The organism is Paracoccus yeei ATCC BAA-599 (assembly GCF_000622145.1).
GTDB classification, from domain to species: Bacteria; Pseudomonadota; Alphaproteobacteria; order Rhodobacterales; family Rhodobacteraceae; genus Paracoccus; species Paracoccus yeei.
Genome location: NZ_JHWH01000002.1, coordinates 7501 through 31097, shown reverse-complemented (window position 1 = coordinate 31097; position 23597 = coordinate 7501). Strand labels below are relative to the sequence as shown.

Annotated in this window: 22 protein-coding genes and 1 tRNA gene (1 of these 23 running past the window's edge); 15 read left to right on the top strand and 8 right to left on the bottom strand. The window is 67.2% G+C overall.

Annotated features, from left to right (window positions below):
• The first annotated feature begins 120 nt into the window (after window positions 1-120).
• Both BU28_RS0102400 and BU28_RS21815 read left to right on the top strand, forming a co-directional pair.
• Complete coding sequence (locus BU28_RS0102400) at window positions 121-906, top strand: DUF6478 family protein (RefSeq protein ID WP_028718026.1); 786 nt, start codon at window positions 121-123, stop codon at window positions 904-906.
• A gap of 9 nt (window positions 907-915) precedes the next feature.
• Window positions 916-1335, top strand: a complete 420-nt coding sequence (locus BU28_RS21815; protein WP_051577683.1) for a hypothetical protein — start codon at window positions 916-918, stop codon at window positions 1333-1335.
• On the opposite strand, the gene BU28_RS0102390 is transcribed toward BU28_RS21815, so the two are convergent.
• Complete coding sequence (locus tag BU28_RS0102390) at window positions 1320-2045, bottom strand: GNAT family N-acetyltransferase (protein ID WP_028718025.1); 726 nt, start codon at window positions 2043-2045, stop codon at window positions 1320-1322. The two genes, BU28_RS21815 and BU28_RS0102390, sit on opposite strands and share 16 nt — an antisense overlap.
• Entirely contained in the window at window positions 2042-2782 is a 741-nt protein-coding gene (locus tag BU28_RS0102385) for a competence/damage-inducible protein A (RefSeq protein WP_028718024.1), read from the bottom strand. The genes BU28_RS0102390 and BU28_RS0102385 overlap by 4 nt, the downstream gene beginning before the upstream one ends.
• A gap of 111 nt (window positions 2783-2893) precedes the next feature.
• Here BU28_RS0102385 and map point away from each other — a divergent pair, with 111 nt between their 5' ends.
• The gene (gene map, locus BU28_RS0102380; RefSeq protein WP_028718023.1) at window positions 2894-3700 is read left to right on the top strand and encodes a type I methionyl aminopeptidase; all 807 of its coding nucleotides are present in this window, start codon (window positions 2894-2896) and stop codon (window positions 3698-3700) included.
• A 248-nt stretch (window positions 3701-3948) separates the two neighbouring features.
• Here map and BU28_RS0102375 read toward each other — a convergent pair whose 3' ends face one another.
• Window positions 3949-4971 (bottom strand): LacI family DNA-binding transcriptional regulator, encoded by a 1023-nt coding sequence (locus tag BU28_RS0102375; RefSeq protein ID WP_028718022.1) that lies wholly within the window; start codon window positions 4969-4971, stop codon window positions 3949-3951.
• Window positions 4972-5065: 94 nt separating this feature from the next.
• Between BU28_RS0102375 and BU28_RS0102370 the strand changes: the two genes are divergently transcribed.
• Window positions 5066-5142, top strand: a tRNA-Arg gene (locus BU28_RS0102370).
• Between the two features lie 26 nt (window positions 5143-5168).
• Here the strand turns inward: BU28_RS0102370 and BU28_RS24080 are convergent.
• From BU28_RS24080 to nspC, 4 genes are all read right to left on the bottom strand, one after another.
• The gene (locus BU28_RS24080) at window positions 5169-5996 is read right to left on the bottom strand and encodes a glycosyltransferase (RefSeq protein WP_051577682.1); all 828 of its coding nucleotides are present in this window, start codon (window positions 5994-5996) and stop codon (window positions 5169-5171) included.
• Window positions 5997-6098: 102 nt separating this feature from the next.
• Window positions 6099-7127: a GlxA family transcriptional regulator gene (locus BU28_RS0102360; protein WP_028718021.1), complete on the bottom strand. Its 1029-nt coding sequence runs from the start codon at window positions 7125-7127 to the stop codon at window positions 6099-6101.
• Between the two features lie 118 nt (window positions 7128-7245).
• Window positions 7246-8469, bottom strand: a complete 1224-nt coding sequence (locus BU28_RS0102355) for a saccharopine dehydrogenase family protein (RefSeq protein WP_028718020.1) — start codon at window positions 8467-8469, stop codon at window positions 7246-7248.
• A gap of 37 nt (window positions 8470-8506) precedes the next feature.
• On the bottom strand, window positions 8507-9613 hold the full coding sequence (gene nspC / locus BU28_RS0102350) for a carboxynorspermidine decarboxylase (RefSeq protein WP_028718019.1): 1107 nt from the start codon (window positions 9611-9613) through the stop codon (window positions 8507-8509).
• A gap of 232 nt (window positions 9614-9845) precedes the next feature.
• Here nspC and BU28_RS0102345 point away from each other — a divergent pair, with 232 nt between their 5' ends.
• Entirely contained in the window at window positions 9846-10766 is a 921-nt protein-coding gene (locus BU28_RS0102345; protein ID WP_143809747.1) for a VaFE repeat-containing surface-anchored protein, read from the top strand.
• A gap of 33 nt (window positions 10767-10799) precedes the next feature.
• On the opposite strand, the gene iscR is transcribed toward BU28_RS0102345, so the two are convergent.
• Window positions 10800-11258, bottom strand: a complete 459-nt coding sequence (gene iscR, locus BU28_RS0102340) for a Fe-S cluster assembly transcriptional regulator IscR (protein ID WP_028718017.1) — start codon at window positions 11256-11258, stop codon at window positions 10800-10802.
• A 169-nt stretch (window positions 11259-11427) separates the two neighbouring features.
• Here iscR and BU28_RS0102335 point away from each other — a divergent pair, with 169 nt between their 5' ends.
• The 10 genes from BU28_RS0102335 to BU28_RS0102290 all read left to right on the top strand — a co-directional run.
• Window positions 11428-12087 (top strand): alpha/beta hydrolase, encoded by a 660-nt coding sequence (locus BU28_RS0102335; protein WP_028718016.1) that lies wholly within the window; start codon window positions 11428-11430, stop codon window positions 12085-12087.
• Between the two features lie 3 nt (window positions 12088-12090).
• Window positions 12091-13215 (top strand): HD domain-containing protein, encoded by a 1125-nt coding sequence (locus BU28_RS0102330; RefSeq protein WP_028718015.1) that lies wholly within the window; start codon window positions 12091-12093, stop codon window positions 13213-13215.
• Between the two features lie 94 nt (window positions 13216-13309).
• Complete coding sequence (locus tag BU28_RS0102325) at window positions 13310-14521, top strand: NADP-dependent isocitrate dehydrogenase (protein WP_028718014.1); 1212 nt, start codon at window positions 13310-13312, stop codon at window positions 14519-14521.
• Window positions 14522-14792: 271 nt separating this feature from the next.
• Complete coding sequence (gene purQ, locus BU28_RS0102320) at window positions 14793-15461, top strand: phosphoribosylformylglycinamidine synthase subunit PurQ (protein ID WP_028718013.1); 669 nt, start codon at window positions 14793-14795, stop codon at window positions 15459-15461.
• 64 nt (window positions 15462-15525) lie between these two features.
• A complete protein-coding gene (locus BU28_RS0102315) occupies window positions 15526-17322 on the top strand; it encodes a sensor histidine kinase (RefSeq protein ID WP_028718012.1) in 1797 nt (598 codons plus the stop codon).
• 16 nt (window positions 17323-17338) lie between these two features.
• Entirely contained in the window at window positions 17339-18664 is a 1326-nt protein-coding gene (locus tag BU28_RS0102310) for a sigma-54-dependent transcriptional regulator (protein ID WP_028718011.1), read from the top strand.
• A gap of 64 nt (window positions 18665-18728) precedes the next feature.
• Complete coding sequence (locus tag BU28_RS0102305; RefSeq protein ID WP_028718010.1) at window positions 18729-19595, top strand: hypothetical protein; 867 nt, start codon at window positions 18729-18731, stop codon at window positions 19593-19595.
• A 447-nt stretch (window positions 19596-20042) separates the two neighbouring features.
• Window positions 20043-22667 (top strand): Rne/Rng family ribonuclease, encoded by a 2625-nt coding sequence (locus BU28_RS0102300; RefSeq protein WP_028718009.1) that lies wholly within the window; start codon window positions 20043-20045, stop codon window positions 22665-22667.
• A gap of 71 nt (window positions 22668-22738) precedes the next feature.
• On the top strand, window positions 22739-23482 hold the full coding sequence (locus BU28_RS0102295; RefSeq protein WP_028718008.1) for a cytochrome c biogenesis CcdA family protein: 744 nt from the start codon (window positions 22739-22741) through the stop codon (window positions 23480-23482).
• 71 nt (window positions 23483-23553) lie between these two features.
• A protein-coding gene (locus tag BU28_RS0102290; RefSeq protein WP_028718007.1) for a PaaI family thioesterase crosses the window boundary here: on the top strand, window positions 23554-23597 show its beginning. The gene runs 379 nt beyond the window's last position; 44 of the gene's 423 nt are visible here — the first part of the coding sequence; the start codon lies at window positions 23554-23556; its stop codon lies off the right edge, out of view.

Here is a 23597-nt window from a genome sequence, read left to right as displayed (position 1 = left end):
GGGCTCGCCCTATCCAAATGGCAGACAGCCCAAGGGAAGCCTTTGCGATGACAGACAGCCGCCCCGACCGGACACGCCCCCAGCGCCCGCCGTCCGCAGCCGTCGCGCGCGGCTAGCCCCATGGCGATCCGTCCCCGCAGGTGGCTTGACCGCAGGGCCCGCGAACGCGCGCTCGCCCAATGGGCCGAGATGGCCGAAAGCGTCGAGTTCATGGGCCCCGGCCGCATCCGCGCCCTGACCGACGAGGCGCTGGCCCTGCGCGCCAGCCTGAACCGCTTCATGATGCGCGGCGACCGCAAGGCGGCGGTGTCGCGCGCGGCGCTGGGCGCGGTGCAGCTGCCCGGCGGCACCGACTGGCGCTGGCGTCCCGGCTTCATGGCCGGCCAGATCACGCCGCGCGGCATCGCCGCGCCCGAACCCGGCACGCGGCTGGGGGACCGGGCGGCGGTCTGGCACGACTGCGCCGAACGCACGCTGATCCTCGAACAGGTCCAGAACCCCCGCGCCACCGACCTGTCGCCCTACGGCCTGCGGCTCGAGGTCTTCGGCTTCACCGGCAGCTTCCTGTCGGTCTCGATCGACCTGCCGACCGACGCGCTCGAAGGGCTGACCCGCAACCACATCATCCGGCTGGAAACCACGCTGGCGGTGGAACGCCCGCTGCCCGTCTATGCCCGGCTGAACGTCGGCCACGGTCCCAACATCGACGAGATCCTGCAGCACCTGCGCGGGATGGAGGCCGGGCTGCAAAGCCAGCAGGTCGTCGAATTCGACCTGGCCTATACCGAGATGAACGAAAGGCGGCTGGAAAAGATCTGGCTCGACCTGATCTTCGAGGCGCCCGGCATGAACGCGGTGGACATGCGGGAACTGTTCCTCTCGCGCCACCTGCGCGCCGATTTCTAGGAGAGGCCGATGGACGAGTTCGAATCGCTGGGACTGAAAAGCGGCATCTGGCAGGGCGTCCTGCGCCGCGACACCGCCCCGGGCCGCCTGCTTCTGGTCCATCTGGGCAGCCGCGTGGCCGAGGCCCGCGTCACCCCCCAGGACGACGGCCACTGGCGCGTCGCCGCCGCGATCCCGGCGCAGAAGCTGTCGGACGGGGTGCAGACCTTCCTGCTGCTCGAGGACGCGGGCGAGGGGGCCGAGCCGCCGCTGGCGACCGCGCGCCACCTGGCCAGCCTCAGCCTGGTCGCCGGGGCGCCGCTGGAACAGGACCTGCGCGCCGAGATCGACCTGATGCGCAGCGAACTCGACCTGGTGAAACGGGAACTGCGCCGCGTCGCCGCCCGGCAGGACCAGGCACGGCAGGACCAGGCTCAGCCCGACCAGTAGTCATAGGCGCCGACCTCGGCAAAGCCCAGCTTGTCATAGGCCGCGCGGGCGGCGGTGTTGGCGCGCCCCACGGCCAGCGCCAGCCGGTCCGCGCCGACCGACAGCGCCCAGTCGGCGGCCGCGCCCAGCAGCCATCCGGCCATGCCCTGCCGGCGAAAGGCGGGGGCGACCTCGATGGCATGGATCATTGCCACCGGCCCGTCCGCCGCGACGAAGGCCGCGCCGGCCGCGCGGTCGTGCAGGCGCCCCAGCAGGGCGGCGCGGGGCAGGGCGACGCGCTCCATCACCGCCTGGCGCGCCGCACCGATCCCGCCGGCGGCCCACAGGTCGCGCTGGATCGCCAGCGGCGGCCAGGTCGCGAAGGCGGTCATCCCCGGCAGCTGCCCGGCCAGCGCCGCGCAGCCGCAGACCATGATCGCGGTCGGCGTATGGGGGCGATAGCCGCGCGCCGCCAGCGCGTCCCGCAGCGCGGTGTCGCCCAGGGCCACGCGGAACAGCGGCGCCTGGTCCCAGCCCCGGTGCACCGCCTCGGCCGCGGCGATGTCGGCCGCGCTCCAGCCCGGGCCCAGCGCCCGGCTCGACCCGACCCGGCCCCCGGCCCCCAGGCCCCGGCCCGTGCGCAGCGCGCCGCTGTCCCGCGTCTCGGCGGCGGGCCAGGTGGTTTCGAAGGCGCGCGCCAGGTCCGGGGCGATGTCCGGGTCTGGGGTCACAGGTCCAGCCTCTGGCGCAGCACGGCCATGGCCTCGGCCACGCGGGCCGCGTCCAGGCCCCGCACCACCAGGTTGGTGCCCCAGCCGGTCGGGTCCTGGAACGGATAGGAGCCCAGCGACAGGTCGGGATAAGCCTCGGCCACCGCCTTCAGGTCCTCGGCCACGTCGCTTTCGCCGCGCCGCACCTCGACCGATTGCGACTGCACCGGGCGCCCGCCTGGCAGGCGCGGCACCAGCCAGGCGACCATGGCGCGGAACACCTCGGGGACGCCCGCCATGACATGGGTATTGCCGATGGAAAAGCCCGGCGCGGCCGACACCGCATTGTCGATCAGCGTCGCGCCGACGGGGATGCGCGCCATGCGCAGGCGGTTCTCGGTCATCTCCAGCCCCAGCCAGTCGTAGCGCGCCTGCAGCATGGCGCGGGCCTCGGCGTTCACCTCGACCGGGGTGCCGTGGGCCACGCCCACCGCGTCGGCGGTGATGTCGTCATGCGTGGGCCCGATGCCGCCCGACGTGAACAGCAGGTCATAGGCTCCGCCCAGCGACTTGTCGAAGGCCCGGATCGCGGCGACGATCTGGTCCTGGTCGTCGGCGACCACCCGGATCTCGCGCAGGTCGAACCCGGTCGCGGACAAGACGCCCGCCAGGTGGTGGGCATTGCCCTCGCGCGTGCGGCCGGACAGGATTTCGTCCCCGATGACAAGGATGGCGGCGGTGGGATTGTCGGATTGCATGGCACGCTCCTCGCGGCGCTGGTTCTCGGCCCAAAGGTATAGGCCCGCGCGCGGGGCTGGAACAAGTGGCCGCGCGGGACTATCTGTGGCTCAAGCAATGACGAGGATCCGATGAACGACGCACGCCAGACCCGCGAGGGCATCCGTATTCATGAGCCTCAGGATTTCGAGGGCATGCGCGCGGCCGGCCGCGTCGCGGCGCAGATCCTGGACGAGGTGGGGCCCATGGTCCAGCCCGGCGCCACCACCGGCGCGCTCGACGACTTCATCCGCGCCCGGGTGACGGAACTCGGCACGACCAGCGCCACCATCGGCTATCGCGGCTATCAGCACGCCAGCTGCATCAGCGTGAACCATGTCGTCTGCCACGGCATCCCCGGCGACAAGATCCTGGCCGAGGGCGACATCCTGAACATCGACGTGACGGTGATCCTGGACGGCTGGTACGGCGACAGCTCGCGCATGTATGTGGCCGGAAAGCCCAGCGTCAAGGCCAAGCGCCTGATCCAGGTGACGCATGACGCGCTGATGAAAGGGATCGAGGCGGTGCGCCCCGGCGCCACCTTCGGCGACATCGGCTGGGCGATCCAGAGCTATGTCGAGGCCAACCGCATGTCGGTGGTGCGCGACTTCTGCGGCCACGGGCTGGGCCGCACCTTCCACGCGCCGCCCAACGTCCTGCACTTCGGCCGCCCCGGCAAGGGGCCCGTGCTGGAGGAAGGCATGTTCTTCACCATCGAGCCGATGGTGAACCTCGGCCGCCCCGAAACCAAGATCCTGGCCGACGACTGGACGGCGGTGACGCGCGACAAGTCGCTCTCGGCCCAGTTCGAACATTCGATCGGCGTGACCGCCAGCGGTGCCGACATCTTCACCCTGTCGCCCAGCGGCGTCTTCTACCCCGACCTGGATGGCTAGGCGCCGGTCGCCGGCCCCGCTGCCCTGCCAGCCTCGGGCGTGGGCAAGAATGGGTATTTGAAAAACGGTGAAGGACCAGGCGCCGTCCTGTGTGTTCGGCGCGGCGAACATGGTGCGCGCCGCATCGGGCTTTCACCGTTTTCCCAAATACCCATGCGGCGGCCGCAACCCGCGGCAGCGCCCACCGCGGTGCACATCCTGTGTACGCCCGGTGTACACCCCGTGCACCGTCGGAACAGCGGAAAACCTCAGGTTTTCCGGCGGATGGTGTCGCCCGGGATGAAGGTCGGCGCCAGGGCGATCACCCCCCCTTCGGGCGGCGCCTCCTTGCCCGCGACGATGCGGGCGGCGCGCCGGCCGATATCGACGCGCCGCGCGTCGGTGGTGGCCAGCCGCATCGGCAGCCCGTCCAGCAGATCGACCCCGTTGAAGCCCGCCAGTCCCAGCCGGCCGGGGATGTCCAGCCCGCGCTCAAGGCACCACAAAAGCCCGCCCGCGCCGATCATGTCATTGGAATAGTAAAGGAAATCCAGGTCTGGCTCGCGCGTCAGGATGCGCTCGGTCAACTCGCGTCCCTTGCTCAGGGACGACCCGCCCTGGTAATATTCCCGCGCCGCCAGTTGCACGCCCAATTCGCCCAGCCGCGCCTCGAACCCGGCCAGGCGCTTGCGCGCGCGGTGGTCCTCGGGCATGTGCGTGCCGATGAAGCCGATGCGCCGATAGCCCGCGCCGAAGATCTCGTCCGCGATCTCGCTCCCAGCCCGGCGGTGCGAGATTCCGACAGCCGTATCAATGGGTTCGCCGTCCACGTCCATGATCTCGACGACCGGCAGACCGGCGTTGTCCAGCATCGCCCGCGCCGCCCGGCTGTGCTCCAGCCCGGCCAGGATCACCCCCGAGGGCCGCCAGCTGAGCATGTCGTAAAGCACCGCGTCCTCGCGCGAGGGGCTGTAGTTCGTCACCCCCACCACGGGCTGCAGGCCGGTATCGTCCAGTTCCGCCGAGATGCCGCCCAGGACCTCGGGAAAGACCATGTTCGACAGCGACGGGATCACCACCGCGACCAGGTTGACGCGCTGGCTGGCCAACCCGCCCGCGATCTTGTTCGGGACATAGCCCAGCGTCCGCGCGGCCGTCAGCACCTTCTCGCGTGTCGCGGCCGAGACATCGCCCCGGTTGCGCAGCACGCGGCTGACGGTCATCTCGGAAACCCCGGAAGCTTCCGAGACATCGCGCAAGGTCAAGGGGCGGCGGGGTCTTTTCGTTGTCATCGGGATTCCGGTCGGCGTCATGTTACCGTTACCGCACCTGCCCCTGCGCGGCAAGCTTGCCAATCCCGCCGCCAAAGGGCAAAAGAGGCGCGGCGGCCCCGTGGCTCAACTGGATAGAGCAGCCCCCTCCTAAGGGGCAGGTTACAGGTTCAAGTCCTGTCGGGGTCACCAGGCGTCCTTTTCTCCTTGCGCCGCGATCAAACCGGCAGGCCGGCCACCGCCCGCGCCTCGGGCGTCAGATAGGGGAAATGGCGCTCGACGGCCTTGGTGGCGGCCTCGTCGTCGATCAGGTTCATCTTCTGGCGCCGGATCCGGCCTTCGTCCAGCGTCGTGTCGTTCATCCCGTTGTGGGTGACAAGCGACATGTGCCCCGGGATCGAGATCGAGGTGAACCGCTCGGCCATCCCGTAATGGCCAAAGCCGAAGATGCTGGCGCTGGGGTGGAACAACGCCACGCCCGCGCTGAAGAACGGTGATCGCCACTGATAGACGCCGGCGTGATCGCCGCCGACCGAACAGAACAGCACGTCGCGGAAGCTGGCGGCAAAGGGAAAGGCGTTGGGCACGATCCCTCCGGCCGCCTGGCGCATGCGGCGGATATAGACGTTGCACAGCGCGTCGTCGTCATCCAGCCGGAACTGCAGGGTCTGGCGATAGTCGATTCCCAACTCCTTGAACACCTGGCCTTGGGCGATGCCGGCATGGATGACGGGGAAAAAGCGCAGCACCACCTGGGGCACGGCCGCGCAAAGCGCCGCAAGCCGGTCGCGATAGGGCTGCGGCATCAGTTCCGAGGCCAGCACGACGAAGGTGAAGTCGGGATCAGTCTGCGCCCGGATCGAGGGCAGGGTCAGGTGCTCGAAGGTGGTGAACCGCCGTTCCAGCCGCTCGGGCGCAAAGATCGAAGCCTTGCGCGCCTCGACCGCCTCGGCGTTCTCGTCGGCCTTGTCTGGCGGAATGGTCCTGAAGGCGGCCCAGTCGCCGCGGCCCAGCAGCGAAAAGCGGCAGATGCCGACGATTTGCAAGAAATAGCCCTCCGATCCGCAACCGGGGCGGGATTTCCCCGGGCGGGTCGAGTTAAGGCAAGCCTGCGTAGCAAGGCAATGGCGAAGGACGGATTTTTCCGGTCATTCCTCGGCGGGCTGGTTGCGCGCGCGCTCTTGCCGCCACAGGTCGGGGGTCGTCCCCTCGGTTTCGCGAAAGACGCGGATCAGGTGCGAGGCGTCGCAGAAACCCGTTTCCTCGGCGATGCGGGTAACGGTGCGGTCGGTGCGGGCCAGCAGCATCCGCGCCTGCGCCAGCCGGATGCGCGCCGAAGCATCCGCCGGAGGCAGGCCCAGGTCCGCGTTGAAATGGCGTTCCAGCTTGCGCCGGCCCACGCCCAGGTCGCGCGCGATGCGGGCGATGGGCAGGGGCGCATGCAGGTTCTGCTGCATCGCCAGCAGGGCGCGGCGCACCAGAGGATCGCGGGCATTCAGTTCCAGCGGCAGGCCGGGCTGGGGGCGGTCGCCCTCCATCGGCTCGTCGATCATCAGGATCGACAGCGCCTTGCGCGCGGCCGCCCGGCCCAGATGGCGGTCGATCAGGAAGGCCGCCAGATGTGCTGCGCTGACGCCCCCCGAACAGGACAGCCGGTCGCGGTCGACGACGAAGATCTGGTCCGAGACCGGGCGCATCCGGTCGAATTCGGCCAGGAAATCCTGGTGATGGAACCAGCTGACGCAGCAGCGATAGCCGTCCATCAGCCCCAGCCGCGCCAGGGCGAAGACCCCGGTGCACAGCCCGCCCAGCCCCACCTTGGCCGCCGCCTCCTTTTGCAGGAAGGCGTTCTGTTCCGGCGACAGCCCGCCGCCGCCGTCGATCAGCCCGCCCACGGTGATGATATAGTCGAAGCGGCCCGGATCGCCCAGCCGCTCGTCCGGCTCGATCCGCATGCCGCAGGACGACTGCACGGGCGCAAGGTCATGGGACAGGATCGCCCAGCGGCACCGGATCGGGCGCGAGCCGTCGCCGTCGTCGGCCGCCAGCCGCAGCACGTCGACGAACGTGGCAAAGGCCGACAGCGTGAAGCGCGGCGCCAGCAGAAAGCCGATGCGCAGGCGCGGGGCGGAGGCTTGGGCCTTGCCGGAGGCGGGGATGTCGGATGGATCGGGCATGACGCGAATCAACGATGATTTATGTCGCGATCATGACAGGTGTTGCCCCGCCACGCCATAGGCACGCGCGGCCCGGCGGGCCGCGCGGTTCGACAGGCTTCCCGGATGGTCCGGGGCGTTACAGCGGATGGTCGCCGGTGGCGTCGATCACCCGCGTGGGCAGGCCAAGCTCGCCCAGCAGTTCCAGGAAGGGACGGGCGGGCAGGTCCTCGACATTGGCCATCTTCCTGACGTCCCAGGGTCCGCGCGCGATCAGGATGGCGGCGGCGACCGGGGGAACGCCCGCGGTATAGCTGATGCCCTGGCTGCCCACTTCCTGATAGGCTTCCTTGTGGTCGGCGACGTTGTAGATGAAGACCTCGCCCGGCTTGCCGTCGCGGGTGCCCTTGACCAGATCGCCGATGCAGGTCTTGCCCTGATAGTCGGGCGCCAGGCTTGCCGGGTCGGGCAGCACGGCCTTGACCACCTTCAGCGGCACGACCTCGAGCCCCTCGGCGGTTTTCACCGGCTGTTCGGAGAGAAGCCCGAGGTTCTGCAGGACGGTAAAGACATTGATGTAATGGTCGCCGAAGCCCATCCAGAAGCGCACGTCGGCGTCCTTGTAGCGGGCCGACAGGCTGTGCACCTCGTCATGGCCCGACAGATAGGCGGTCTGCTTGCCGACCACGGGCAAGTCCCATTCGCGGCCGACCTCGAACATCCTGTTTTCCTGCCAGGCGCCATTCTGCCAGGAATAGACCGTGCCGGTGAATTCGCGGAAGTTGATCTCGGGGTCGAAGTTGGTGGCAAAATAGCGGCCGTGGCTACCGGCGTTGATGTCGACGATGTCGATCGAGTCGATCTTGTCGAAATACTCGTCCTCGGCCAGACGGGCATAGGCATTGACCACGCCGGGGTCGAAGCCCGCGCCCAGGATCGCGGTGATCCCGGCCTTGGCCACGTCCTCGCGCCGCTTCCATTCGTAATTGCCGTACCAGGGCGGGGTTTCGCAGACTTTCTTGGGGTCCTCGTGGATGGCGGTGTCGATATAGGCCGCGCCCGCGTCGATGCAGCCCTGCAGCACCGTCATGTTGACGAAGGCCGAGCCCACGTTGATGACGATGCCCGCGTCGATCTTGCGGATCAGCGCGGCGACGGCGGCGCTGTCCATGGCGTCCAGCGGATGGGCGGTGAATGCGACCGAATGGCCCTTGTCACGGATGCTCGCGGCGATCTGCTCGGCCTTGGAGACAGTGCGGCTGGCGATATGCAGCGTTCCGAATTCGCGGGCGTTCTGCGCCAGCTTATGCGCGACCACCTGCGCGACGCCGCCGGCGCCGATGATGAGCACGTTCTTGGGCAATTCGATCTCCTTTTCGGGCAGGGAAGGGGGGCGCCTGTCAGGACAGGCTGGCCTTGTAATCGTCATAGCCGAAGCGGCGCGCCTCGCGGATCGTGCCGTTTTCGTCCCGGATCGCGATTGCGGGCATGGCGACGCCGTTGAACCAGTTCTTCTTGACCATCGTGTAGCCCGCGGCATCCGCGATGCTGATGCGGTCGCCGACCTTCAGGGGGGCGGGAAAGCGCGCCTCGCCGAAGATGTCGCCGGCCAGGCAGGTCTTGCCCGCGACCTGATAGGCGTGCTCGCCCTCCTGCGGCAGCTTGGCGGTTTCGCGATAGATCAGCAGGTCCAGCATATGCGCCTCGATGGAACTGTCCACGATGGCCACGTCCTTGCCGTTGTGGATCAGGTCCAGCACCGTGACTTCCAGGCTGGCGGCCTTGGTGATGCTGGCCTCGCCCGGTTCCAGGTAAAGCTGGACGCCGAACCGCTCCTGAAAGGCGCGCAGCCGCGCGGCCAGCCGGTCCAGCGGATAGTCGTCGCCGGTAAAGTGGATGCCGCCGCCCAGCGATACCCAGTCGAGCTTTTCCAGGAAGTCCCCGAACTCGGCCTCGATCCGCGACAGCTGCGCATCGAACAGGTCGAAGTCGCGGTTTTCGCAGTTGTAGTGGATCATCACGCCGTTGATGCGGTCGAGCGCGGATTCCAGACGCGGCAGGTCCCATTCCCCCAGGCGCGAGAAGGGGCGCGCCGGGTCGGCCAGGTCGAAGCCGCTGGTCGAAAAGCGCGGGTTCAGCCGCAGGCCCATGGCGATGCCGCGATCCCTGGCGCGGGCGCCGAACCGATCCAGCTGGCCCAGCGAGTTGAAGATGATCTTGTCGGCGTAACCCAGCGCCTCGTCGATCTCGTGATCGGCCCAGGCGACGGAATAGGCATGGGTCTCGCCGCCGAACTCCTCGTGTCCCAGCCGCAGTTCGTACAGGCTGGACGAGGTGGTGCCGTCCATGAACGGCCGCATGACGTCGAAGACCGACCAGGTCGCGAAGCATTTCAGCGCCAGCAGGCATTTGGCGCCGGACTGCTGGCGCAGGGTCTGGATGCGTTCCATGTTCACCCGCAGCCGCGCCAGGTCGATCAGGTAATGGGGCGTTTGCAGATCGGGCATGGCGGTCCTCGTAAGGGGGCGGGGCGGATGAAGTGGCTCATTTAGGGGCACCTTGCGGATTTCGCAAGGAATGGTGACGTGACCATGACGGCCCGGACGGATGGCGGGCGGGTCGGGGGCGTGCTGCGGATCAGCCGGATATCGCCGGAGATGCCGGCGGGGTCGGCGCCGCGCCGCCTGCACGGGAACAACCGGCTTGAACCGACTCGGCCGATCTGGCTAGCGGGGCCGCATGACACAAGATGCACATATCAGACCTCATGCCCGCAGGATCGCCGCCGCCGCCGTGCTGGCGCTTGCCGGCCTTGTTCACCCGGCCCTGGCCCAGGACGGCGCGGTCACGCTGACCAGCACCGTGGTCGAGGATTCCGACGACAACCGCTTCTTCATGCGCACCGGCGGCATCGCCCGCGACGATGTGGCGTATGAGGGGCTGGTGCCTGGCCGGACCTATACCCTGGTCGCGCAGCTTTATCACATAGGCGAGCAGCGGCTGGTGGGCGAGCCCGCCTTTGCCGAACTGACGCCCGAGGCGGCCAGCGGCAAGACCAGCCTTCTGTTCCCGGTGCCGCAGAACCGCACCCGCTACAATATCGACTATGCCGTCTACCTGACGCTTTACGACGGCAAGGTCGATGCCGCGAACCTGGCCGATGCCACGCCCATCGCCCAGATCCGCGACACCGAAAGCGCGGCGACGGTGGTGCAGGTCCACGCGATCCAGCGCATCGCGGTGACCGCCAAGGACGCCGCGGACGGCGACCGGGCGCTGCCGGGCGAGGGCGGCAGGATCGTGGCCGAGGTGACATACGAAAACCTGGTCGAGGGCTATCCCTACACCCTGTGGGGCGAGCTGATGAAGACCAGCGGCCAGTCGACCGGGATCTATGCCGCCATCCCGGAATACAAGCCCGAGGGCAAGAACGGCACCGTGACCTTGGAATTCACTGTTCCCGAAGGGTTCGAGGGTGTCGCGCTGATGCCCTCGGTCGGGCTTTATCACCAGAAGCGCGTGGCGATCGGCCAGAATGGCATCCTGTCGATCCTGCCCGATGCGCCCAATCCGGTGATGATCGCCTCTGACCCGAACCTGAACGTCCCGGAAAAGACCGTCGCCATCGGCACGCTGTTCGAAGACCTGCCCGAACAATAGGATTGCCGCGCGCCCCCCACGGGGGGGCGCGGCCTAGTCGTCCACGATGGACAGGATCTTGGGCAGGGCGGGGCAGGGCAGCAACTGGTTCTTGGCCACGTCCGCCAGGGTGTGGTTGTGCAGGAACACATAGACATGCGCCGACAGCCCCTCCCACAGCCGGTTCGACAGGGTCTGCGCGCGCGAGCCCGAGATCCCGCCCGAGGCCCCCGCGCCGATGTGCAGCGCGCTGACGGTTTCGTCCACCGCGCCCAGGATGTCGGCCACGCGGATCGTTTCGGGGGCCCGCGCCAGGCGATAGCCGCCGCCGGGGCCGCGCACCGATTCCACCAGCCCGGCGCGCCGCAGCCGCACGAACAGCTGTTCAAGATAGGGCAGCGAGATGTCCTGGCGCTTGGAAATCTCGGCCAGCGAGGTCAGGTCGTCGCCCTTGGCGATGGCCAGATCGACCAGCGCGACCATTGCATAGCGGCCCTTTGTGGACAGTTTCATCCCGGTCTCCCTTGTTGACGCAAGACAGGGATCAAGCTAATCCGCCAGCGCCGTGCATGACTGCGTCTTGCCGGTGCCCGGTCTTGCCTGATTCAGCCGCGCTTCCCAGATTGACGATCTAGAGCCCAGCCGCCACAGGGTCAAGAAACCCGAGTTTCAAAGGAAGCCCATGCCCGAACTGATTTTCCCCGGTCCCGACGGTCGTCTCGAGGGGCGTTACCACGCGCAGGCCAATCCCGACGCGCCCATCGCCATCGTGCTGCACCCGCATCCGCAATACGGCGGGACGATGAACAACCGGGTCGTCTATAACCTGCACTATGCCTTTCACCGCATGGGTTTCACCGTCATGCGGTTCAACTTTCGCGGCGTGGGCCGAAGCCAGGGCGAATTCGACCAGGGCATCGGCGAACTCAGCGACGCCGCCTCGGCGCTGGATTACCTGCAGGCGATGAACCCCAACAGCAAGCATTGCTGGGTCGCGGGCTTTTCCTTCGGCGCCTGGATCGGCATGCAGCTGCTGATGCGCCGCCCGGAAATCACCGGCTTCATCAGCGTGGCGCCGCCGGCGAACATGTACGATTTCAGCTTCCTTGCGCCGTGCCCGTCCTCGGGGCTGATCATCAACGGCACCGCCGACCGCGTGGCGCCGCCCAAGGACACCCACACCCTGGTCGGCAAGCTGCGCGAGCAGAAGGGCATCACCATTACCCACGAGGAGATCGAGGGCGCGGACCATTTCTTCCGCGACGACGAGGTGCACATGAAGCCGATGATCGACAAGGTGCAGACCTATGTCCGCCGCCGGCTGACCGAAAGCACGCGCTAGGCCATGTCGGACCTGACGGCTCGCTTCGCCTTCCTGACCGAGGCCGACCGGCTGAAGTCGGTCGAGCGGGCGAACGTGCTGATGGACCTGTCGCGGCCCGAGAACAGCGCCGAGCACAGCTGGCACGTCGCGCTTTACGCGCTGGTCTTCGGCGGCTCGGACCGGGCCATCGCGATGATCCTGCTGCACGATCTGGTCGAGATCGACTGCGGCGACCACCCGATCCACCTGGACCACGACGCGGCCGCGGTCGAGGCGGCGGAACGTGCCGCCGCCTGCCGCCTGTTCGGCCTGCTGCCGGATGGCGCGCGCCTGCTGGCGCTGTGGCAGGAGTTCGAGGCCGCCCTGACCCCCGACGCCCGTTTCGCCAAGCGCATGGACCACGTCCAGCCGTTGTTCCAGGTCCTGTCCGCGCCCCGGCCGCTGCCCGGCCATCTGGGCATCGCCCGCGACAACATGACGCGCGGCCGCTGCGCCCGGCTGTGGCAGGAGTGGCCCGAGGCGATGGCGGCGGGGCAGGGGATGCTGGACGGCACCCCTCCGCCCGACGGTCTGGCAGGCCGCCTGGCCTTTCTGGCCGAGGCCGACCGGCTGAAGTCGGTGCTGCGCGCCAGTACGCTTTGCGACGGCTCCCGCCGGGAAAACAGCGCCGAACACAGCTGGCACCTGGCGCTTTACGCGCTAGTCATGGCGCCCGTCGCGGGGCCCGAGGTGGACATCGGCCGGGTCATCCGCATGCTGATCCTGCACGATCTGGTCGAGATCGACGCGGGCGACGTGCCGATCCATGCGCTGAACGGCGCCGCGCTCCATGGCGCGGCCCAACTGGCCGCCGAGGAGGCCGCCGCCGAACGGCTGTTCGGCCTGCTGCCCCAGCCGCTGAAAGCCGAGCTGCATGCGCTTTGGGCCGAGTTCGAGGCGAACGAGACCCCGGATGCGGTCTTTGCCAAGTCTCTGGACCGGGCCCAGCCGGTCATGCAGAACATCGCCTGCGGCGGCGGCTCCTGGATCGAATACCGCGTGACCTATGAGCAGCTGGTCGAGCGCGTGGGCCTGCGCATCCAGCGGGGCGCACCGACCCTGTGGACCTGGCTGGACGAAAGCGCGCGGGGGTTTTTCGCCCGGTAGGCCGGGGACTGTATGCAATCGCATACCAGCCTTTCCTTTGGCGTTCTTTCTCGCTATAGGGCGGTCAGCCGAATCCTAACCGAAGGGACCACCCATGTCGAAGATCAAGGTAGAGAACCCCGTCGTCGAACTCGACGGCGACGAGATGACCCGGATCATCTGGGACTTCATCAAGCAAAAGCTGATCCTTCCCTATCTGGACATCGACCTGAAATACTACGACCTGGGCATCGAGGAGCGCGACCGCACCAACGACCAGATCACCGTGGACGCGGCCAACGCCATCAAGCAGTACGGCGTCGGCGTGAAATGCGCCACCATCACCCCCGATGAGCAGCGGGTCGAGGAATTCGGCCTGAAGCAGATGTGGAAATCGCCCAACGGTACCATCCGCAACATCCTGGGCGGCGTCATCTTCCGTGAGCCGATCATCTGCAAGAACGTGCCGCGCCTGGTTCCCGGCTGGACCCAGCCCATCGTCGTCGGCCGCCACGCCTTCGGCGACCAGTACCGCGCGACCGATTTCCGCTTCCCCGGCAAGGGCACGCTGACGCTGAAATTCGTCGGCGAGGATGGCGAGGTGATCGAGCGCGAGGTGTTCCAGTCGCCCGGTTCCGGCGTCGTCATGGGCATGTACAACCTGGACCAGTCGATCATCGACTTTGCCCGGTCGTCCATGAACTATGGCCTGATGAAGGGCTGGCCGGTCTATCTGTCCACCAAGAACACCATCCTGAAAGCCTATGACGGCCGCTTCAAGGACCTGTTCCAGAAGGTCTATGAGGAAGAGTTCCAGGACAAGTTCAAGGCCGCCGGCATCCATTACGAACACCGGCTGATCGACGACATGGTGGCCAGCGCGCTGAAATGGTCGGGCGGCTATGTCTGGGCCTGCAAGAACTACGATGGCGACGTGCAGTCGGACACCGTCGCGCAGGGTTTCGGCTCGCTCGGGCTGATGACCTCGGTGCTGATGACGCCGGACGGGAAGACCGTCGAGGCCGAGGCCGCGCACGGCACCGTGACGCGCCATTACCGCGAGCACCAGAAGGGCAACCAGACCTCGACCAACTCGATCGCGTCGATCTTTGCCTGGACCGGCGGCCTCAAGCACCGCGCGAAGCTGGACGGCAACGAGGCGCTGAAGACCTTCGCCGAGACGCTGGAGCGCGTGACCGTGCAGACCGTCGAGGACGGCTACATGACCAAGGACCTGGCGCTGCTGGTCGGGCCCGACCAGAAGTGGCTGACCACCATGGGGTATCTGGAAAAGGTCGACGAATACCTGAACAAGGCGCTGGCCTGATCGCTTTCAGGGGCAGGCGCGGGGCCGGGGGAAACCTCGGCCCCTTCCTTTTGTGCGAACGATAGCCCGGCGTTACGGGTGGGACGCGGCCTCGGTCTTCCTCGTTGCAAAATACCCATGCGGCAGTGCCGCTGGCGCGCTCGCATGGGTATTTGGAAAACAGTGAAAGCCGATGTCGCGCGCGTGCCCGTCGGGTTCCGCGCGTTCAAGGCGGCTTAACATGCGGGCGGTCCTGGAGTAAGGGAAGCACGAGCAAAACGGAGTGTCCGCCATGAAAGCCGCCGTCATCACCTTTCCCGGTTCGAATTGCGACCGCGACCTGGCCGTCGCGCTGACGCAGGCGGGGGCGGATGTGGCGCGGGTCTGGCACAAGGACACGGCCCTGCCCCAAGGGGTGGATCTGGTCGCGGTGCCGGGCGGTTTTTCCTTTGGCGACTATCTGCGCTGCGGCGCCATCGCTGCCCATTCGCCCATCGCGCCGGCGATCCGCGACCATGCCGCGCGGGGCGGCTTCGTGCTGGGCATCTGCAACGGCTTCCAGGTCCTGACCGAACTGGGCCTGCTGCCGGGGGCGCTGATGCGCAACTCGGAACTGAAGTTCATCTGCCGCGAGGTCGGGCTGACCGTCACCAGCGCGAGCAGCCCCTATACCCGGGCCTATGCCCCGGGCGAGCATATCCGCCTGCCGGTGGCGCATCACGACGGCAATTACCAGATCGATCCCGAGGGGCTGGCCGCGCTGAAGGACCAGGACCGGATCGCCTTTGCCTATGCACCGGCGATCAACGGCTCGGTTCTGGACATCGCCGGCGTACTGTCGGAAAACCGCCGCGTGCTGGGCATGATGCCCCATCCCGAGCGGGCGGCCGAGCCGGCCCATGGCGGGACGGATGGCGCACGGCTTTTTGCCTCGGTCGTGCAAGAGCTTGCCACCGCCTGACTTGAGCGGGAGCCCTTCGCGCACTAGACTGAATCGTCGCCCGACAAGGCGATGCCGGAGGGATATGCACGAGATCGACCAGTCCAGCGGTTCAGCCGCCGCCAGCCGCGAAGGCCGGGCGGGCCGATGGGGTCTGCGCGGCATCATCGGGGCCCTGCTGGTGCTGGCGGTGGGCACCATCTGGTTCACCAACGGCTGGCTGACGGCGCGGTTTTCGGAAAACACCCGGGTTCGGACGGAACTGCGTTCGGCGCTGTATACGGGCAACCTGCTGTCGGAACTGCAGCGCACTTCGGTCGTGCCCCAACTGCTGGCGCGCGACCCGGCGCTGATTTCGGCACTGATGGCCAAGGATTTCTCGGGCACCTCGGCGCGGCTGATCTCGGCCCAGAAGGAAATCGGCGCGGCCTCGATCCGGCTTTTGGATGCCTCGGGGCGCACGGTGGGGTCGACCGATCGCAACCTGATCGGCACGAACTATGTGCAAGAGCCGTTCTATGTCGAATCGCTGCGGTCCAAGGACACGGTCTTTACCGTCTCGCCTTCACCGCAGGGCGCCTATGAATTCGCCTATTCCCGGGCGGTGGTGGCGGACGGGCGCACGCTGGGCGTGGTCGTCGTCGGCGCGGACCTGACGCGGCTGGTGCGGTCCTGGGCGGGCATTTCCGACGCCATCGCCGTCACCGACAGCGAGGGGCAGATCATCCTGTCCACCGAACCGCGCTGGCGGGGCTTGACCGTTCCCGAGGCGCTGGCGGTGCGTTCCGCCCCCTCGGCCATCGCGCGGGCCTTTCAGGTGACGGCCGACTGGGCCTCGCCCCCGGCCGACGCCTATGTGCAGGGCAAGGCGGTGATGCAGGCCGAGACGCGCATCCCGTTCCGCGGCTGGAAGATGATCGCCTTTACCACCTACGAGTCGGTGCGCGAGCGGGTGAATGCGGTGCTGGCGCTGGTCATCATGGGCTTCGCCATCCTGCTGGCGGCCGTGTTCTACCTGCTGTCGCGCCGCGCCCGGGTGGAATCGGCGGCGTATATGCGCGAATCGGCCGACCTGCGCGCCCTGAACCAGCGCCTGACGCGCGAGATCGCCGAACGCGAGCGGGTCCAGCGCGAGCTGCGCGTGGCCGAGCAGACCGTGCAGCAATCCAGCAAGCTGGCCGCGCTGGGCGAGATGTCTGCCGGCGTCAGCCACGAACTGAACCAGCCCCTGGCCGCGATGAAGACCTATCTGGCGGGCGCGCGGCTGCTCTTGCAGCGCGGCCGGGCCGAGGAGGCGCTGTCGAGCTTCCAGCGCATCGACGACCTGGTCGAGCGGATGGGGGCGATCACCCGGCAGCTGAAGTCCTATGCGCGGAAGGGCGGCGAGGCCTTCGAGCCGGTAGACCTGCGCGCCGCCCTGTCCAGCGCGCTGGTGATGATGGAGCCACAGCTGCGCGGCCGCACGATCCGGCTGCAGCGCAATATCCCGCGCTATCCGGTCATGGTCTATTGCGACCGCATCCGGCTGGAGCAGGTCATCATCAACCTGCTGCGCAACGCGATCGACGCCATCAAGGGCGTCCGCGAACCGGCAATCGAGATCACGGTCAGTTCGGGCTCTCACGCATTCTTGTCTGTTCGGGACAATGGTCCGGGCGTATCCGACCTGGAACGGCTGTTCGAGCCCTTCTTCACGACCAAGAAACCCGGCGAGGGTACGGGCTTGGGGCTGGCGATCTCGTCCGGGATCGCGGCCGATTTCGGAGGACGCCTGACCGCGCACAACGCGGAGGACGAGCGGGGCCGCGGGGCCGTATTCGAACTTGAGCTGCCGCTGCATGATCCGGGCCGACGGGCCGGAACGCAGCTGGCGGCGGAATAAGGAAAGGTAGGCGCGCATGAGCCGCACGATGAAGATTGCCGTTGTTGACGATGAACCCGACATGCGCGAATCGATCAGCCAGTGGCTGGCGCTTTCGGGCTTCGACACTGAGACATTCGCCAGCGCCGACGACGCGCTGAAGGTGATCGGCGCGGACTGGCCGGGGGTCATCATTTCGGACATCCGCATGCCGGGGACGGACGGGATGGCCTTCCTCAAGCGCCTGATGGGGATCGATTCGGGTCTGCCGGTCATCATGATCACCGGCCATGGCGACGTGCCGATGGCGGTCGAGGCCATGCGGATCGGCGCAATGGACTTCATGGAGAAGCCCTTCAACCCCGAACGGCTGACCGAGCTGGTCAAGAAGGCCAGCCAGGCCCGGCGCATGACGCTGGACAACCGCGCCCTGCGCCGCGACCTGTCGGAAGGCCAGCAGGTCATGTCCAAGCTGATCGGTGCAAGCCCGGTGATGGAGCGGCTGCGCGAGGATATCCTGGACCTGGGCCAGGCGGACGGCCATGTCCTGATCGACGGCGAGACCGGGACCGGCAAGACGCTGGTGGCGCACGCCCTGCATGCCGTGGGGCCGCGCGCGTCCAAGAAATTCGTGCCGATCTCCTGCGCCGCCTACAACGACGAGGTTCTGGCGGCGAAGCTGTTCGGCCCGGTCGAGAACGGGCTGCCTGCGGTCGAGGAAGCGCGCGGGGGCACGCTGTGCCTCGAGGACATCGAGGCGCTGTCCGACGGGCTTCAGGCGCGGCTGCTGGCTTTCATCGCCGAGCAGGGCAGCCCGGCCGAAACCCGGATCATCGCCATTTCCAATGCCCGGGGCGAAGGCCGCAAGGCCGAGGATTCGCTGCGCCCCGACCTGTTCTATCGCCTGACCGCGCTGAAGATCACCCTGCCGCCGCTGCGTTCGCGCGGCGAGGACATCCTGGCGCTGTTCACCCGCATGACCGAGCAGTTTTCCGAGGAATACGGCTGCGAGCCGCCCCAGGTCACGGCGCAGGAGGCCGCGCAGCTGTTGCAGGCGCCCTGGCCCGGGAACGTGCGGCAGCTGATCAACGTGGCCGAGCGGGCAGTGTTGCAGAACCGGCGCGGCTCGGGCTCCATCGCCTCGTTGCTGATGGCGGACGGCGAGGATACGCAGGAAGCCACCACGACCGAGGGCAAGCCCTTGAAGGAATACGTCGAAAGCTTCGAGAAGATGCTGATCGACAACACCATGCGCCGCCACAAGGGCAGCATCGCCGCCGTGATGGACGAGCTTTGCCTGCCGCGCCGGACGCTGAACGAGAAGATGGCGAAATACGGGCTGAGCCGCAGCGATTACTTGTAAGGACCCCCGCCCGGGCCGAGGCGTTGAGGCGAATCGGTTTTCATGATAATATTCCAATGAATTTATGGAGGTTATCGTGTGCCGGATTTTTCCCGCTTTGGCCTTCCTATTGGCGCTTTTGCCAGGGTGCCGCTATGAAAGCACGGCCGATCTTAGAAGCTCTGTAACTCCTTATCGGGTAACCGGAGCATTTCCCGAGGGCAATTACCTGTTCCAGACCAAGGATCAGAGCAAGTTGCTGAAACTGACCGTCCAGAAAGACATGGCCCATCTGAGTTTTCAGGATCAGGGCAGAAGTCCGGTGACGGCAACAATTGTCAGCTTGCTTGGGTCGGACAGCTTTCCCAAGTCCCACTACGTCGCCATGGCCATGGGCGGCAAAACCGACAAGGGACAGAGGTATCACTATTATCCGTTCAACTTCAACGATAAGCACATCAAATGGATAAAGCCTGCGACGGAGACCGAGGTCTATGGACTTGCCGATCTGGCTGAGCATATGACGAAAGCGCAGCGGGATGACATCGGGTTGAGTTTTCATCTGGTGCCCGAACAGCATCGCGGCAGTGTCCAGGCCCGCTTTGACGCCTGGCGCGAAAGCACGGCAAGCAAATCCACGACGCCAGAGACCTCGCGGACACCGCCGCCGCAGGTCCAGACCGCGCCGACCGTTCGAGGATATTCCGTGGGCGACGGGGTTTTCGTGCAAGGCTTTCTGAGCGACTCGCCCTCGATCATCCAGGAGATCGACGAGGCCAACGGCCGGGTCAAGGTCATGCGCTATGAGGACGGGATTACCGAATGGGTCAGCAGTGATCGAATCATTTCCCGAGGTCAATCGACGGTCAACAACGTTGGCCGTACCGTGGGAACGATCGGGGTAATCGTCTGTATGGTCAGCCCCGAGACCTGCAAGCCTGAGCCCAAATAACGGCCTTGTCGTCCCGGTCTGTCGGACGCCTTTGCGGGATCGACCGAAAAATCGATTGTAACTGCGTGGTCTTCCCCGCTATCTTCGCCCCAAGGGGCGGCCTGTCGCAATTCATGGTTGTTCGTCCCCGCCAGTTTCGCAGCGTGTCAGCCGGTCACGGCCCGAACAGGGGTGACGGCGGGTGCGCGGAAAAATCAGCGCCCATGCCCCCCGGGGCCTCTGGGCATTCGTATCGCCGTCCGGGGCGCAGGTGCTGCGCTTTGGGCCAAGAAAGGTAAACAGACGCGATGGATCGCGCAGCGCAGCTTGATCGGGAACGGCACCGGGGAAGATTTCCCGATGCCGCGATTGCTGCTGTCAGCGTGCCGCGTCGCGTTCTTACAATGAGCAGCGGGATCATGGCGCCGCCCATGCGCGGACCCGGCCTGCTGCCCGGAAATCGGAAACATGTCAAAAAAAATGCTGATCGACGCCACGCATGCCGAGGAAACTCGGGTTGTCGTGGTCGATGGAACCAAAGTCGAAGAGTTTGACTTCGAGACGGTCAACAAGCGGCAGCTTGCGGGCAACATCTATCTGGCCAAGGTGACGCGGGTCGAACCCTCGCTGCAGGCGGCCTTCGTGGATTACGGCGGCAACCGCCACGGCTTCCTGGCCTTTGCCGAAATCCACCCGGATTACTACCAGATCCCCGCCGCCGACCGTAAGGCGTTGCTGGAGGAAGAGCGTCAGGCCGCCGCCGCCGAGAATGACGAGGCCGAAAAGCCCAAGCGTGGCCAGCGCCGCCGCAAGGGGCCCAAGCCCGCCGTCGCCGATGCGGGCGACGCGGTGGTGTCCGAGGATATCGCGGGCATGGCCATCGTCGATCCGACCGAAGGCGACGGCGGGCCTGCCGAGAGCTTCCACCCCGAGCCCGAGGCGGGAGCCATCGCACCCGATGCCGCCTTGCCCGAGGCTGCGTCCGAGCCCGCCCCCGAGGAGGAGCACGCCGACGAGGAAGCAGCCGAGGACGACGGCATCGAATCCGTCGCCGAGGAGGATGTGGCCGAGGAGATCAGCGCGCCGAAGCGCCAGCCCCGCGCGCGCCGCTACAAGATCCAGGAAGTCATCAAGGTCCGGCAGATCATGCTGGTCCAGGTCGTCAAGGAAGAGCGCGGCAACAAGGGCGCGGCCCTGACCACCTACCTGTCGCTGGCCGGCCGCTATTGCGTGCTGATGCCCAACACGGCGCGCGGCGGCGGCATCAGCCGCAAGATCACCAATGCCGCCGACCGCAAGAAGCTGAAGGAAATCGCGTCCGAGCTGGAGGTGCCGGAAGGCGCCGGGCTGATCATCCGCACCGCCGGCAGCCAGCGCACCCGGACCGAGATCCGCCGCGACTATGAATACCTGATGCGGCTGTGGGAGCAGATCCGCGAACTGACCTTCAAGTCCATCGCCCCTGCGCCGGTCTATGAGGAAGGCGACCTGATCAAGCGCACGATCCGCGACATCTACTCGAAGGAAATCGAGGAGGTTCTGGTCGAGGGCGAGCGCGGCTATCGCACGGCCAAGGACTTCATGAAGATGATCATGCCGTCCCACGCCAAGAACGTGAAGCACTACCAGGACCAGATGCCGCTGTTCGCGCGCTACCAGGTGGAAAGCTATCTGGCGGGCATGTTCAACCCGGTCGTGCAGCTGAAGTCGGGCGGCTACATCGTCATCGGCGTGACCGAGGCGCTGGTCGCCATCGACGTGAACTCGGGCCGGGCCACCAAGGAAGGCTCGATCGAGGACACGGCGCTGAAGACGAACCTGGAGGCCGCCGATGAGGTGGCGCGCCAGTTGCGCCTGCGCGATCTGGCCGGGCTGATCGTCATCGACTTCATCGACATGGAGGAGCGGCGCAACAACGCCGCCGTCGAGAAGCGCTTCAAGGACAAGCTCAAGACCGACCGGGCGCGGATCCAGGTCGGCCGCATCTCGGGCTTTGGCCTGATGGAGATGTCGCGCCAGCGCCTGCGTCCGGGCATGCTAGAATCGACCACGCAGCCCTGCGCGCATTGCCACGGCACCGGGCTGATCCGCTCGGACGACAGCATGGCGCTGACCATCCTGCGCGCCATCGAGGAAGAGGGCACCCGCAAGCGGTCGCGCGAAGTGCTGGTCAAGGCGCCGGTCGCCGTCGCGAACTTCCTGATGAACGCCAAGCGCGAGCATATCGCCGGCATCGAGACGCGCTATGGCATGTCGGTGCGGGTCGAGGCGGACCCGTCGCTGATCTCGCCCGACTATGCCATCGAGAAGTTCAAGACCGCGACACGGAACGTGCCCGAGGTGACGCATCCCGTCGTTTCGGTCGATGCACGGCTGATGGCCCAGATCGACGAGGAGGACACGTCCGAGGATGAGGACGAGGACCTGACCGCCGAAGTCGAGGATGCCGCGGCGGACGAGTCCGGCGCTGCGGGCGATGACGCCCAGTCCGAGGAGCTGCGCGGCGACCGCGACGAGGGTGGCGAGAACGGCAAGCGTCGTCGTCGCCGCCGTCGCCGTCGCAATGGCCGCAATGGCGAAGCCGAAGGGCAGGGGGGTGACGAATCCGCCGAAACCGACGCGCCCGAGGTTGCCGAGGGAGAAGCCGAGGCCGAGGAGCAGGCCGCACCCGAAGCGTCGCCCGAGAGCGACGAGCAGGGCGCCGGTTCGCGCCGCCGCCGGTCGCGCCGCCGCAAGGGCGAGCAGGCCGAGGTTGCCGCGGAACCCGCCGCGCCTGTCGATCTGACCGACCTGCCGATTGCCGACGTGCAGCCCGAGCAGGAGGAGGTCTTGGCAGAGGTTGCGGAAGCTGAGCCTGCGCCCGCGCCGGAACCGGACGCTGAGGCCGTGCCCGCCGAGCCGATGGCCGTGGCCGAAGAGGCGCCCGCCCCCGTCGAGGCGACCCCTGAGCCGATGGCTGTCGAGCCTGAAAGCGCCGAGCCCGAGGTGGCGGAAAGCGTCGAGCCCGCCGCGCCGCAGCCCGAGCCGGAACCCGCGATGACCGCCGAGGAGTCGTCACGGCCCAAGCGGCGCGGCTGGTGGTCGCAGGGCTGATTGTCGCAGATGACACAAGATTGAGGCGCGGGGTCTTTCCCGCGCCTTTTTCATGGCGCAATCTGCGCGGCATGTTGGGAATCGAGCTTGCAGACGCCGCCTTCCTGCCCGCCGCGATGGTTGCGCTGCTGGCTGGCATCCTGTCCTTTCTGTCGCCCTGCGTCCTGCCGGTCGTCCCCCCCTATCTGGCCTATATGACCGGAGTCGGGGTCGGCGGTCTGCGCGCGGGCGAACGCAGCGCGGTGGTTCCGGCGCTGTTCTTCATCCTGGGGCTCTCGACCGTCTTTCTGCTGATGGGCATGGCGGCCTCGGCCTTCGGGCGGGTGTTCCTGCAATGGCAGGAGTGGCTCGCGCGCGGTGCGGGACTGGTCGTGATCGTAATGGGGCTGCATTTCCTGCGCCTGATCCGCATCCCGTTTCTGGATGGCGAGGCGCGGATCGACGCGGGCGACAAGGGGGGCAGTTCCCTTGGGGCCTATCTGCTGGGCCTGGCCTTCGCCTTTGGCTGGACCCCCTGCATCGGCCCCCAGCTTGGCATGATCCTGTCGCTGGCAGCGACGGGGGCCGAGGCGCAGCGGGGCGCCGCGCTGCTGGCGGTCTATGCCTTGGGCCTGGGCATCCCGTTCCTGCTGTCCGCCATCTTCGTCAACCGGGCAATCGGGCTGATGAACCGCATCAAGCCGCATCTGAAGCTGATCGAACGCATCATGGGCGCGCTGCTGGTGGTGGTGGGCCTTGCGCTGCTGACCGGGGCCTTCCCCAGCTTTGCCTATTGGCTGCTGGAAACCTTTCCCTGGCTGGCCGCCCTGGGCTGATCCGGGACCGGGCTCTTGCGCTTTCCAGGCGCGGCCGCCACTCTGCCCGCCGCAGGGCAGGGGAGGGCGACATGGGTCTGGCGATGGATGCGGCGGCGCTGAACGGATTTCTGGA